At 75.2% G+C, this 12899-nt stretch carries 11 protein-coding genes; 2 read left to right on the plus strand and 9 right to left on the minus strand.

Features of this window, described 5'->3' with window-relative positions; translation table 11 throughout:
* Positions 1 to 31: 31 nt before the first annotated feature.
* Positions 32 to 637 (minus strand): hypothetical protein, encoded by a 606-nt coding sequence (locus tag ACIGXE_RS12990; protein ID WP_399746492.1) that lies wholly within the window; start codon positions 635 to 637, stop codon positions 32 to 34.
* Between the two features lie 197 nt (positions 638 to 834).
* On the opposite strand from ACIGXE_RS12990, the gene ACIGXE_RS12995 reads away from it, so the two are divergent.
* A complete protein-coding gene (locus ACIGXE_RS12995; RefSeq protein ID WP_399747121.1) occupies positions 835 to 1941 on the plus strand; it encodes an AI-2E family transporter in 1107 nt (368 codons plus the stop codon).
* On the opposite strand, the gene ACIGXE_RS13000 is transcribed toward ACIGXE_RS12995, so the two are convergent.
* A complete protein-coding gene (locus ACIGXE_RS13000) occupies positions 1930 to 2814 on the minus strand; it encodes an EamA family transporter (protein WP_399746494.1) in 885 nt (294 codons plus the stop codon). The genes ACIGXE_RS12995 and ACIGXE_RS13000 overlap by 12 nt on opposite strands.
* A 69-nt stretch (positions 2815 to 2883) precedes the next feature.
* On the opposite strand from ACIGXE_RS13000, the gene ACIGXE_RS13005 reads away from it, so the two are divergent.
* Positions 2884 to 3738 (plus strand): LysR family transcriptional regulator, encoded by an 855-nt coding sequence (locus ACIGXE_RS13005; RefSeq protein ID WP_399746496.1) that lies wholly within the window; start codon positions 2884 to 2886, stop codon positions 3736 to 3738.
* Between the two features lie 31 nt (positions 3739 to 3769).
* Here ACIGXE_RS13005 and ACIGXE_RS13010 read toward each other — a convergent pair whose 3' ends face one another.
* From ACIGXE_RS13010 to ACIGXE_RS13040, 7 genes are all read right to left on the minus strand, one after another.
* On the minus strand, positions 3770 to 4969 hold the full coding sequence (locus ACIGXE_RS13010) for a CaiB/BaiF CoA transferase family protein (RefSeq protein WP_399746498.1): 1200 nt from the start codon (positions 4967 to 4969) through the stop codon (positions 3770 to 3772).
* 55 nt (positions 4970 to 5024) lie between these two features.
* Positions 5025 to 6914, minus strand: a complete 1890-nt coding sequence (locus ACIGXE_RS13015; RefSeq protein WP_399746500.1) for a helix-turn-helix domain-containing protein — start codon at positions 6912 to 6914, stop codon at positions 5025 to 5027.
* 115 nt (positions 6915 to 7029) lie between these two features.
* Positions 7030 to 7893 (minus strand): 3-hydroxybutyrate dehydrogenase, encoded by an 864-nt coding sequence (locus ACIGXE_RS13020; protein ID WP_399746502.1) that lies wholly within the window; start codon positions 7891 to 7893, stop codon positions 7030 to 7032.
* Between the two features lie 55 nt (positions 7894 to 7948).
* Complete coding sequence (locus ACIGXE_RS13025) at positions 7949 to 8431, minus strand: NUDIX hydrolase (protein WP_399746504.1); 483 nt, start codon at positions 8429 to 8431, stop codon at positions 7949 to 7951.
* Positions 8432 to 8684: 253 nt separating this feature from the next.
* The gene (gene lnt, locus ACIGXE_RS13030; RefSeq protein ID WP_399746506.1) at positions 8685 to 10292 is read right to left on the minus strand and encodes an apolipoprotein N-acyltransferase; all 1608 of its coding nucleotides are present in this window, start codon (positions 10290 to 10292) and stop codon (positions 8685 to 8687) included.
* Positions 10293 to 11480: 1188 nt separating this feature from the next.
* Complete coding sequence (locus ACIGXE_RS13035) at positions 11481 to 12038, minus strand: hypothetical protein (protein ID WP_399746508.1); 558 nt, start codon at positions 12036 to 12038, stop codon at positions 11481 to 11483.
* A gap of 60 nt (positions 12039 to 12098) precedes the next feature.
* Positions 12099 to 12884, minus strand: a complete 786-nt coding sequence (locus ACIGXE_RS13040; protein ID WP_399746510.1) for a glutamate racemase — start codon at positions 12882 to 12884, stop codon at positions 12099 to 12101.
* Positions 12885 to 12899: the final 15 nt, after the last annotated feature.

Below are 12899 nucleotides of genomic sequence, written 5' to 3' on the forward strand. Positions count from 1 at the left end.
CACGTCCTCGTCGCCGACCCGTCGGGCGCGCTCAGCCGGTCGGCTCCTCGTCCTCGTCGTCGATGGCGAGGTCCCGCCGCATGACGCCCCGCATCCGCGCGAGCAGGCTCCATCCGCGGTCTACCCGCTCCTGGAAGCGCTCGAAGTCCTGCTCGGTGGGGGTGTCGTCGCCGGCCGCGACGAGCCGCTTGAGGCTGCCGTAACCGCCGTTGAGCCAGTGGCTCACCTCCCTGGCGGAGGACAGCACCACGTCCGGGACGATCATCTGGGCCTCTGCGTAGGTGGTCCGGAAGGCGATGCGCCGCTCCTCCAGCTCCGCCAGCCGGCCGCCCGGGTCGCCCTGCGCGCGCAGCGCGTGCGCCACGTTCACCTGGGCGATCTGGTACTGCCGGGCGGCGGTGTTCAGCGCGATGTAGCAGCCCCGCCGCAGCTCGAGGCGCTCCCGCGCCCGCGCCTCGTCCCGCTCGGCACGCCGCACCGCTTCGGCGTGCCGCCGGTCCTCCCGCTGCTGCTCGGCGGCCGCCGCCAGCTCCCGCCGCTTCGTCCGGTCGGCCCGCGACTGCGTGAGCAGCGCGGCCCCGAGCGTCCCGACCACACCGACGACGGCCACCACGAGCGCGACCCAACTCTCCCCCACGCGTTCCCCTCCCCCTGACACCTCGTCAGCCCACCCTGTCACGCGCACCGGCGCACCCGAAAGATCTTTTCCGAGCGCTGCCCGCCGCGTGACGACGCCGCCGTGACCGGCGCCGCGCGTACGGGTGGCGGCCCCGGTCGGGGGAATGTGGGGGTGGGGGCGTGGGTGGGTGGGGTGGGGGTGGTACGTCGATGGCCATGCAGCCTGGCTCGGCGCCCGCGGTCGCCCCCCTTCTCCGTACGGCCGCCGCCTACGCGTGGCGGGTGCTCGTCGTCGGCGGGCTCGTCTACGCGCTGTTCGCGGTGCTCGGGCGCTTCCACGAGATCGGTGTGGCCGTGTTCCTCGGCCTGGTGATCACCGCGCTGCTGCGGCCGGTCGCCGATATCGTCGCCAAGGGGTTGCCCCGTCCCCTCGCGGTGGCCCTGACGCTGCTCGGTGGCATCGCGCTCGTTCTCGGGATCCTCGCGCTGGTCGGCGAGGCGGTGGCGGGTGAGCGGACGACGCTGGTGCGCGAGTTCCGGGAGGGGATCGGCCGGATCGAGCACTGGCTGGAGCAGCCGCCGTTCCGGCTGAGTCCGCGGGCGCTGTCCGATGTCCAGGGGCGGATCGGGGAGTTCCTGTCGAGCCATCGTTCGACGCTGGTGAGCGAGGCGGTGAGCGGCGCGCACCGGCTGGTCGCGGTGCTGACCACACTGGCCCTCGCGCTGTTCAGTTCCGTGTTCTTCATCCACTCGGGGGACCGGCAGTGGGTCTGGTTCCAGGAGCAGCTGCCGTCGTCCCTCCGTGGCCGGGCGGACCTCGGCGGGCGGGCGGCCTGGCGTACGTTCACGGGCTACACGCACGGGATCGTGCTGGTGGCCGCGACGAACGCGATCCTCGTGGGCATCGCCCTCTGGCTGCTCGGGGTACCGCTCGCGGTGCCGCTCGCCCTGCTGGAGTTCATGGCCGCGTTCATCCCGCTGATCGGCTCCCCGATCGCCCTGGCGGTGGCCGCCGTGGTCGCGCTCGCGGCCAAGGGGCCGCTCGTCGCGGGGATCGTGATCGCCCTGATCGTGGTGATCGGCCAGATCGAGGGCCATCTGCTGCATCCGCTGGTGATGAGCTGGGCCGTCCGGCTGCACCCGCTGGTGGTGGCGATCTCCGTCATCGCGGGGTCGATCGCCGCCGGCATCGTCGGCGCGGTGGTGGCCGTACCGCTGGTCTCGGTGGTGTGGGCGGTCCATACGGCCCTCCGCGAGGCGCGGGCGACGGAGCGGGTCCTCGCGGAGGAGGGTCCGCGGGACGGCGACGGTTCAGCGCGGTGAGGTCGCGATGCTCAGCACGTTGGCGGTGACGACGGCGCCGATGGCGGCCCCGTCGGCCCAGCCGAGGCCCTGGCCGAGACCGATCCAGCCGACGAGGGCCGCGAGGACGGGGTTCACGCTCATGAAGAGGCCGAAGGCCGCGGGCGGGACGTGCCGGAGGGTGAAGAGGTCGACGAGGTACGGGACGGCCGAGGCGAGGACGCCGGCGGCGACCGCGTAGCCGAGGGACGCGGCGGTCGGCGGGTGGCGCAGGACGACGACGAGGCCGACGGGCAGGAACATCAGCGCGGACAGGCCCGACGCGGCGGCGCTGCCCTGCGCGCCGGGGACGCGGCGGCCGACGGTGCGGTTGAGCAGGATGTACGAGGCCCAGCAGACGGCGCCGAGGAGGCCGAAGCCCATGCCGACGTAGTCGGTGGTGGGCTGCGGGCGCATCAGGGTGACGACACCGGCCGCCGCGAGCACCGCGCAGCAGGCGTCGACCCGGCGGCGGGTCGCGGCGAGGGCGATGGCGAGCGGACCGAGGAACTCCAGGGTGACGGCCAGGCCGAGGCCCACCCGGTCGATGGCCGTGTAGAGGGAGAGGTTCATCGTGCCGAAGACGACGGCCAGCAGGATCACCGGCTGCCACTGGCGGCGGGTGAACGACCGCAGCCGGGGCCTGCCGACGGCGAGGAGGACGATCGCCGCGACGTACTGGCGCACGGCGACGACCCCGACCGGGCCGAGCACGGGGAAGGCGAGGGAGCCGGTGGCGGCGCCGATCTGGTTGGACAGACCGCTGCCGAGCATGGCGGCCACCCCGGCGGGGGACGTGCGGTGCGGGTGCGCGGCGAGGCTCGGCTCGGTGGAGGTGGCGGGGGCTGCGGGCATGGCCCGATGGTCCTCGCCACCCGACCTTGCGCAAAATGCATGACCGGATGACATCTATACGCTGAGCGTATGAATCTGGAGCTACGGCAGCTGCGCTGTCTCGTCGCGATCGTCGACGAGGGCACCTTCACGGACGCAGCCCTCGCCCTCGGCGTCTCCCAGGCCGCCGTGTCGCGCACCCTCGCCTCCCTGGAACAGGGCCTGGGCGTGCGCCTGTTGCGCCGCACCTCCCTCTCGGTGACACCCACCGCGGCCGGGATACGGGTCGTGGCGCACGCCCGGCGGGTGCTGGACGCGGCGGACGAACTGGTCCGGGAGGCCGGCTCCGGGGAGCGGACGCTGCGGATCGGGTACGCCTGGTCGGCGCTGGGGCGGCACACCCCGGCGTTCCAGCGCGGATGGGCCGCGGCGCACCCGGGGACGGAGCTCCAGCTGGTCCGGGTGAACTCGCCGACCGCCGGTCTCGCCGAGGGCTCCTGCGATCTGGCGGTGCTGCGCAGGCCGCTGGAGGACCGGCGTTTCGACGCGGCGATCGTCGGTCTGGAGCGACGGCTGTGCGCGATGGCCGCCGACGAGCCGCTGGCCAGGCGCCGTTCGGTGCGGCTCGCCGATCTCAGCGGGCACACCCTGCTGATCGACCGGCGCACCGGCACCACCACTCCGGAGCTGTGGCCGCCGGACTCCCGGCCGGCCACCGAGGAGATCCACGACGTGGACGACTGGCTGACCGCGATCTCCACCGGCCGCCGCATCGGCATGAGCGCGGAGGCCACCGCCAGCCAGTACCGCCGGCCCGGCGTCGTCTACCGCCCGGTGCGCGACGCCGAGCCGGTCGCGGTGCGCCTGGCCTGGTGGCGGGACGATCCGCACCCCGCGGCCCAGGCCGTGATCGAGCTGCTCACGGCGCTCTACCGCACGGCGTGAGGCCGGCCACGGAGACGTGGCGGACGGCCCGTCAGACGACGTGGTCCGCGCGCAGGTCCTCGATGTCGGCCGTCCCGTAGCCCAGCTCCGTGAGGATGCGCTCGGTGTGCTCGCCGACCGCGGGGACGGGATCCATGCGCGGGGTGGTGCCGGACAGGTCGGCCGGCGGCAGCAGGGCCGGGATCACGGCGCCGCCGGGTATGCCGACGTCCCGCCAGCGGGCGCGGGCGTCGAGGACGGGGTGCGCCAGGAACTCCGTCATGTCGTTGACGCCCGCGTTGGCGATGCCCGCCTCGTCGAGGAGTTTCATCGCGGTGCCGCTGTCGAGGCGGGTGAAGCGCTCGGCCACGAGAGCGTCGAGCTCCTCGCGGTGGGCGACGCGGTCGGAGCCGGTGGCGAACCGCGGGTCGCCGGCTAGCTCGGGCCGCTCCAGGAACCGCTCGCACAGCGCGACCCATTCGCGCTCGTTCTGGATGGAGAACAGCACGTCCTTCCCGTCGGCGGCGGTGAAGGCGCCGTACGGGGCGATGGTGGCGTGGCGGGTGCCGATCCGCGGCGGCTGGGTGCCGCCGAACCGGGTGTAGTAGGCGGGCTGGTGCATCCATTCGGCCAGCGCCTCGAACAGGGAGACCTCGACGGCGCGGGCGACTCCGGTGGTGGCGCGGGTGAACAGGGCCGTGAGGATGCCGGTGTACAGGTACATGCCGGCGGCGATGTCGGCGACGGACACCCCGGCGCGGGCGGTCCCGTGCTCGTTGCCGGTCAGCGAGACCAGGCCGGTCTGGCACTGGACGAGGAGGTCGTACGCCTTGCGGTCGGCCCAGGGCCCGCTCGTGCCGTAGCCGGAGAGACCGGCCGCGATCAGCGAGGGGAAGCGCTCGGCGAGGGCCTCGGGGGCGAGGCCGAGGCGGGCGGCGGCGCCCGGCGCGAGATTCTGCACGAACACGTCCGCCTCGGCGAGCAGCCGCTCCAGGACCTCGCGGCCCGCCGGAGTCTTCAGGTCGAGCGTGATCGACTCCTTGGAGCGGTTGAGCCACACGAAGTAGCTGGACTCGCCGTGCACGGTGGTGTCGTACCGGCGCGCGAAGTCGCCCTCCCCCGGCCGCTCGACCTTGATCACCCGGGCGCCGAGATCGGCGAGCTGGCGCGTGGCGAAGGGAGCCGCCACCGCCTGTTCGAGGCTGACGACGGTGATGCCGGACAGCGGCAGGTCCGGGGGAAGACCGGTCATCGGGCGACCTCCTGGGGCCGTGGTGTTCGCCGGGGTGCGGAACGCGGGGGCGCGGTCAGCGTATGACGGCGCTCGACAGGGCGTGCAGGCGGAGGGCCAGCTGGATCTCCAGGGCGCGGGCCGGTGACTGCCAGTCGGGGCCGAGGAGGCGCCCGATCCGCTCGACGCGCTGGGCCACGGTGTTCACGTGCACGTGGAGGTCGTCCTTCGTACGGGCCGGGCTCATGCCGCTGGCGAAGTAGGCGTCCATGGTGCGCACCAGGTCCGTGCCGCGGCGCCGGTCGTAGGCGACGACCTGGCCGATGGTGCGCTCCACGAAGCCGTCGATGTCCCGGCTGTCGGCGAGCAGCAGGCCGAGGAAGCCGAGGTCCTCGGCGGCCGCGCCCTCGCCCTGCCGGTGCAGCAGGCGCAGCGCGTCGAGGCAGCGGCGCGCCTCCTCGTAGGCCGGAGCCACCCGCTCGGGGTGGGCGAGGGGGGCCACGACGGGGGCGGAGGCACCGACGGTGACGGGCTCGCGGAGGGCGCCGCCGAGCTGTTTCGCGGTCTGGCGGGCCAGTTCGGCGGCGGTCTCGCCCGGGCCGAGGGGCAGCAGCAGCACCGTGCCGCCGTCGCGGGCCGAGGCCAGGCCGTGGTGGGTGGCGGCCAGGTGGGACGCGGCGGAGCGCAGCCGCTGGCGGTCCGCGCTCTCCCGGCCGCCGGTGTCCGTCTCGGCACCGGCGCCCGCCCGGTCGATGCGGGCGGCGAGCACCACATGGGGAGCGTCGGTGTCGGTGTGCAGCCGGGCGGCCCGCTCGCGCAGCAGCCGCCGGTCGCGGTCCGGGGCGTCGAGCAGGTCGTCGAGGAGCTCGCCGCGGACCCGCTGCTCGGCCTCGCCGGCGGAGCGGCGGGCGAGCAGCAGCAGGGAGGTGACCAGGGCGGCCCGCTCCAGGGTGCGCAGATCGACGGGGTCGAGGTCGGGCCGCTCGCGCAGCACGAGGGCGCCGAAGGTCTCGCCGCCGGCGGAGACGGCCGCCACCCAGTCGTCGCCGTCGCGGCCGGCGTGCCCTTCGGCGATCCTGCCGAGCCCGGGCCGCTCCTCGACGAACTCGACGGCGCCGCCGAGCACCTCGGAGACGGCGGCGGCCACGTCGTGCACCCCGCCGCCGCGGAGCACGAGCTCCGTGAGCCGGTCGTGGACCTCGGAGGCCCGCTCGATGACCCCGCTGTGCTCACGGATGATGTCGTTGGCCCGCTCCAGCTCGGCGAGGGCGGTGCGGGTCTCGGCGAGCAGATGGGCGGTGTCGATGGCGACGGCCGCGTGGGCGGCGAAGGAACCGAGCAGCGCGACCTGCTCGCGCTCGAAGACGCGGGCCCGCCGGTCGGCGGCGAACAGGACGCCGATGACCTGACTGCCGAGGGTCAGCGGCACGCCGAGGATCGCGACCAGGCCCTCGTCCCCGACGGCGCTGTCGATGGACTCCGTGTGCTGGAAGCGCTCGTCGCGGAAGTAGTCGTCGGTGACGTAGGGCCGGGCGGTCTGGGCGACCAGTCCGCCGAGCCCCTCCCCCATGCCGAGCCTGACCTGCTGGAACCGGGCGGAGACGGAACCCTCGGTGACCCGCATGTAGGTGTCCCCGCGCACCGGGTCGTTCAGGCTGAGGTAGGCCACCTCGGTGCCGAGCAGGGAGCGGGCGCGCTGCACGATGGCACGCAGCACGTCGTCGAGGTCACGCAGGCCGGCGAGGTCGTGCGCGGTCTCGAAGAGCGCCGACAGCTCGGCCTCGCGGCGCCGCCGGCCCTCCAGCTCGGCCCGGACCCTGAGCGCGAGCTGCTTGGCCTGCTCCAGCCCGGCCAGCTCCTCGGGCCCCGCGCCGCTCGCACGGGCGAGCAGCACGGGGCGGTCGTACGCCTCGGCGGCGGCGCCGCGGGCGAGGAGCTCCAGGTAGACGGCCTGTTCGTGGGTCATGGTCACAGGGATACCTGCCGTACGGGGGGTCGCACCAGCCTTGGGGTCGAGCCTTGGGGTCCCCCGGACGGAGTCCGAGGGAGGGACAACCGTCCGTGGACAACGGTCTCGGCGCTCAGTGCGCCGTCCAGCCCCCGTCGAGGGCGAGCGAGGTGCCGGTCACGAAGGAGGCCTGCGGGGTGCAGAGGTAGAGCACCGCCTCGGCGACCTCGTCGGGCTCGATCAGCCGCTTGAGCGCGGAGTCCTTCAGCATCACGTCGGACAGCACCCGCTCGGCGGGGATGCCGTGGGCGGCGGCCTGGTCGGCGATCTGGCGCTCGACGAGGGGCGTGCGCACATAGCCGGGGTTGACGCAGTTGGAGGTGACGCCGTGCGGGGCGCCTTCCAGGGCGGCCGTCTTGGACAGACCCTCGAGACCGTGTTTGGCGGCCACGTACGCGGACTTGTAGGGGGAGGCGCGCAGCCCGTGGACGGAGGAGATGTTCACGATGCGGCCCCAGCCACGGGCGTACATGTCCGGCAGTGCGCCCCTGATCAGCCGGAACGGGGCCTCCAGCATCACGGTGAGGACGGTGTGGAAGACGTCCGGCGGGAATTCCTCGATGGGGCGGACGAGCTGGAGCCCGGCGTTGTTCACGAGGATGTCGGCGCCCGCGGCGGCCGCCTCGGCGGCGTCGAGGTCGGTGAGGTCGAGGAGCCGCGCCTCGACCGCGCCGGGCAGCCCCGCGGCGGCCTCCGCGAGCGCGTCGAGCCCTTCGGCGGCCCGGTCGACGGCTCTGACCCGGGCCCCGGCGGCGGCGAGCCGCAGCGCGACGGCACGGCCGATGCCGCCGGCGGCGCCGGTGACGAGCGCGGTGCGCCCGGAGAGGTCGAGGCTGACGGGCCCGGGGACGGGCCGGGGCGCGGGGGCCTGGGCCGGGACGGGCCGGGGCGCGGGGGCCTCGGCCGGGACGGGCCCTGATGTGGTGGGGGCGCTCATGCTCCGCACCTTATGAAGCGCCCCACCCCCGACCGATGTGCGCCGGACCCACAGTTCAGCCCACGGGCATGGTGTCGAACCATGTGGGTTCGTCCTTGAGGGCCTGCTCGATCCGGAAGTACGAGAAGCGCTTCATCTCCGGCAGCGCGTCCAGCTCGAACCAGCCGACCTCTGTCGACTCCTCGTCGTTGACCCGGGCCTCGCCCCCGACGGCCCGGCAGCGGAACGACACGTCCATGAACTGGCACTGGTCGCCGTTGGGGTACACCACGGGCTTCCGCAGGGTCTGTACGAGCACCACCCGCTCGACCTCGCAGCGCACGCCCGTCTCCTCGTACACCTCGCGCACGGCGCAGGTGGCGGGCTGCTCGCCGGGCTCGACGATGCCGCCGACGATGGCCCACATCCCGGTGTCCGCCCGCCGGCCGAGCAGCACCCGCCCTCGGTCGTCGAAGACGACGGCGGAGACGCCGGGCAGGAAGAGGAGCTGATGGCCGGCGGAGGCGCGGAGGTCGCGGATGAAGTCAGGGGTGCCCATGTATCGACCCTAGATCATCTCGGAAACGCTCACCGGGCCCCTCCCGCCCAGGCGGCGCGGGCCGTGCGGGCCGCGCTGGCCGCTCAGACCGCTCAGACCTCGCGGTCCTCTGAGCCTCGCGGTCCTCTGAGACCGCGCGGGCCGCTCAGGCCGCCCGGGCCGCACGAGCCCCGCTAGCCGCTCAGGCCGCCAAGGCCGCACGAGCCCCACGGGCCGCTCAGGCCGCGCGGGCCCCAAGAACCGCTCAGATTGCTCAGGCCGTGCGGGCCTTGCGCGCGCGCACGGACCGGGCGGCGGACCAGCCGAGCCCGGCCACGGCGAGGGCCACGAGCAGCGCCTCGGGCAGGGGGCCCATCCGGGTCGCCGGGGTCAGCGAGGACCGGAGCGGCACCTTCTCGACGAGCACGTCCGGGGTGAAGAGCTTCGTCTCGGCCACGATCCGGCCGTCCGGCCGGATGATCGCGCTGACGCCGCTGGTGACCGGGACGACCACGGCGCGGCTGTGCTCGACGGCGCGCACCCGGGACATCGCGAGCTGCTGGTAGGTCATCTCGCTGCGGCCGAAGGTGGCGTTGTTGCTGGGCACGGTGATCAGCTGGGCGCCGTGCGTGACGGTGTCCCGCACCGCCCAGTCGAAGGCCGCCTCGTAGCAGGTCGCGAGGCCCACCTTCGTACCGGCGAGGTCGAAGACGCCGACCTTGTTCCCCGGGCCGAAGTCGCGGCGGACGCGGTCGACGTCGCTGTTGAAGAGCCGTACGAAGGACCGCATCGGGATGTACTCGCCGAAGGGCTGGACGTGCCGCTTGTCGTACTCGGCGACCGGGCCCTTCTTCGGGTCCCACTCGATGAGGGTGTTGCGCAGCTTGCCGGTCTCGGGGGCGATCACGGAGCCGATCACGGTCGGCGCGTCGACCTCGCGTACCGCCTCGTCGATCACCTCGTACGCGTCGGGGTTCGCGTACGGGTCGATGTCGGAGGAGTTCTCCGGCCAGAGGACGAAGTCCGGCTGCGGCTCGCGGCCCGCCTTCACGGCGGCGGCCAGCTCGCGGGTGCGGTTGGCGTGGTTGTCGAGGACCGCGCGCCGCTGCGCGTTGAAGTCGAGCCCGAGGCGGGGCACATTGCCCTGGACGGCGGCGACCGTGGCGGTGCCGTCCTCCGCGGCGTCCGACACGAGCGGCAGCGCGGCGAGTGCGCCGGCCACCGGGACGAGTACGGCGAGCGCGGCGGCGAGCAGCGGGCCGCGGGCGGCCGGCGGGGCGCCGCCGGCCGTGCGCCGGGCGCGCAGCCGGCACACCAGCTCGTACAGCCCGAAGCCGCAGAGGGCCACCGCGTAACCGAGCACGGGGGTGCCGCCGACGGCCGCGAGCGGCAGGAAGACGCCGTCCGCCTGCCCGAAGGCGATCTTGCCCCAGGGGAAGCCGCCGAACGGCACGCGCGCGCGTGCCGCCTCGCCGAGGATCCACACGGCGGCGGCGAACAACGGCCAGGCGGGGAGCCGCGACACGGCGGCGATCCCGAGGCCGACGGCCGCGACGAACAGCGCCTCCACCGCGGCCAGTGCCAGCCACGGAACCGGGCCGACCTCCTCGCCGGTCCACATGAGCAGCGGCAGCAGGAAGCCGAGCCCTGCCAGATAGCCGAGACCGAAGCCGGCCCGCAGGCGGCGGCCGCGCAGCGTCCAGCCGAGCAGTGCGAAGGCGGGCAGTGCGAGCCACCACAGGGGGCGGGGCGGGAAGCTCAGGAAAAGCAGCACCCCGGACAGCACGGCCGCGCCGGGCCGCAGCAACCGGCGCGCTCCGCGGGGCCGCTGGGGGGTGGGGGCGGACTCGGGCACGTCGGCGGGTGCGATGGCGGTGCTCACCCGGGGAGTCTACGGCGCCCCCGCCCCGGGCCGGCCCGCGCGTCCCGCCCCCTGGCGCCCGCGTCCCCGGGCGCACCACCCCACACCGGCGCGGCCGCCCGCCCACGCCGACCCCCGTGTGGGCGCCCCGTCCCGCCGGGGCGAGACGGCTGGGCACACGGCACCACACCGAGCGCCGCGCCCACCCCCTGCACCAACGCCCACCCCGTAGCGCGCCAGGCGGCGCGCCCGCCCCCTCAGTGCCGGGCGGCGCGTCCGCTGCCGGCAGGTCCGGCAACTTCCGCCCACCCCCTGCACCAACGCCCACCCCGTAGCGCGCCGGGCGGGCGCGTCCGCTGCCGGCAGACCCGGCGGGCCCCGGCGACGTTCGCCCACCCCCGTGTGGGGCGCTCGCCCACCGCCGTGTGGGCAATCGTCCCTCCCAGACTTCGTCCGGGGGGACCCCCAGGGCGGGACGGGTGGGCACACGGGACCGCGCCGAGCGCCGCGCCCGCCCCCTGCACCAACGCCCACCCCGTAGCGCGCCGGGCGACGCGTCCGCTGCCGGCAGACCCGACGGGCCCCGGCGACGTTCGCCCACCCCCGTGTGGGGCGCCCGCCTCGCCGCCCTCCGTGTGGGCAGTCGTCCCGCTGGGGCGGGACGGGTGGGCACACGGGACCGCGCCTGGCGGCGCGCCCGCCCCCCTGCACCTACGCCACCCCTTACGGCGCCGCGCCGTCTCGGCGGGCGTCAAAGCGGTAGGAGCCTAGGCGCGGCAAGGCGCGATGTTCCGTTGTGCCCACCCGTTCCGCCCCAGCGGAACGACTGCCCACAACGAGGACCGCCGGGCGCAGCCCACAACGGGCGGGCGCAGGCCACAACGGGGGGACGGAGGGCGGCAGGCGCAGCCCACGGCAGGGCCGGGCGCAGCCCACAACGGGGGCGGCGGCGTCAGCGCCTCCAGGGGAGCGCAAACGCTGGCAGGCCGGCGTCGCCCGTGAAGAGGCGGGCCAGGCGGGGAAGGCCCCCACGGAGCGGGCGGGCCGGCCGAAGTCGCTGGGTGCGGCGGCAGGGGGCAGGCGCAGCCCATAGCAGGGGGCAGGGCAGGGGGGCGGGCGGCCCGGCCGGGGTCGGTGGGGCCGCGGCCGGGACGCAGCCCACCGCGGGGGTGCAGGGCAGGGAGGCGGGCGGCCTGGGCGCGTGGTCGGTCAGGCGCCTGTGGGGGTTGGGGGTGTGGTGCGGTGGAGGAGGGCGCGGATCACCGTCACCGCCGACTCCGCGTCATCGACCGTCACGGTGAACGTCCGCCCGTCCCCAAGGCGCAGCACCAGCCCCTCGCCCCGCCGGACCACGACCGCCGTCCCCATCTCGGGCCGCCAGCGGTAGCCCCACCCACCCCACTGACGCGGAGTGACGGACGGGGCGAACTCGGCACCGACGACGTGGGAGAGAGGAATGCGCCGGCGCGGTACGCCGATGTGCCCGCAGCGCACCTCCATCGCGAGGTCGTCGACCCGGACCGCGACGTGGACGAAGGCGAGCGTGCCGAAGAGCACGAGGAGGCCGGCGGCGACGCAGCCGATGACGGCCATGAGCAGGGGCGCGATGCCCGAGGTCCAGGGCGATTCGACGGCGAGCGCGATGCCGAGCGCCAGGCAGGCGACTCCGGCGACGGCCGGCAGCCATTGCATCCGGTTGGTCGCGCGACCGGTCCAGACCGGGGAAGCGGGTCCCTCGGGACCCTGGTTCGGGGGGTGGTCCCTCATGTTGACAGCCTACGCACGCTCCGCCGGGTCGGCTCCCTCAGCGCAGCCGTCCGGACACTCTCAGTGCGCGGCGGTCGCCGCCCCCAGGCAGCGGCCCTCCGCGTAGCCGAGCGCCGCCGGGGGCAGTGCGCCCGTACGGCCGCTCAGGATCACGGTCAGTCCGCCCGTGGGGGCCGCCGCGGGGTCGGCCTCGGCTCCGATCCGCCGCAGCGCCTGTGCGGCGACTGCCCCGGCGGAGCCGTGCAAAACGACGGGCGGGTGGTCGGTGCGGTGCAGCGCCTCCCGGATGAGGTCGGCGACGAGCTCGTAGTGGGTGCAGCCGAGGACGACGGCCCGTACGTCGCGCGGCGTGAGCGCGGCCGCGGCCGTGACGGCCCGGCGTACGGCGTCGGTGTCGGCATGCTCGACGGCGTCGGCCAGGCCGGGGCAGGGCACCTCGGTGACCTCGGCGCCGTCGGCGAAGTCGCGGATGAGCCCGCGCTGGTAGGGGCTGCCGGTGGTGGCCGGCGTCGCCCAGATGGCGACCTTGCCGCCGCCGACCGCCGCCGGCTTGATCGCGGGGACGGTGCCGATCACGGGGATGTCCGGCTCCAGCGCGGCGCGGATCGCCGGCAGGGCGTGCACGGTCGCGGTGTTGCAGCCGACGATCAGCGCCTGGGGCGCGTGCGCGGCGGCGGCCCGGGCGACGGCGAGGGCACGCTCGGTGAGGTCCTCGGCGGTGCGCGGACCCCACGGCATGCCGTCGGGGTCGGAGGAGAGCACGAGATCCGCGTCGGGCCGCATGGCGCGGACCGCCGCAGCTGCCGGGAGGAGGCCGATTCCGGAGTCCATGAGCGCGATCTTCACCCGGTCACCCTAGCC

This window comes from Streptomyces sp. NPDC053431, from assembly GCF_044544925.1.
GTDB lineage: Bacteria > Actinomycetota > Actinomycetes > Streptomycetales > Streptomycetaceae > Streptomyces.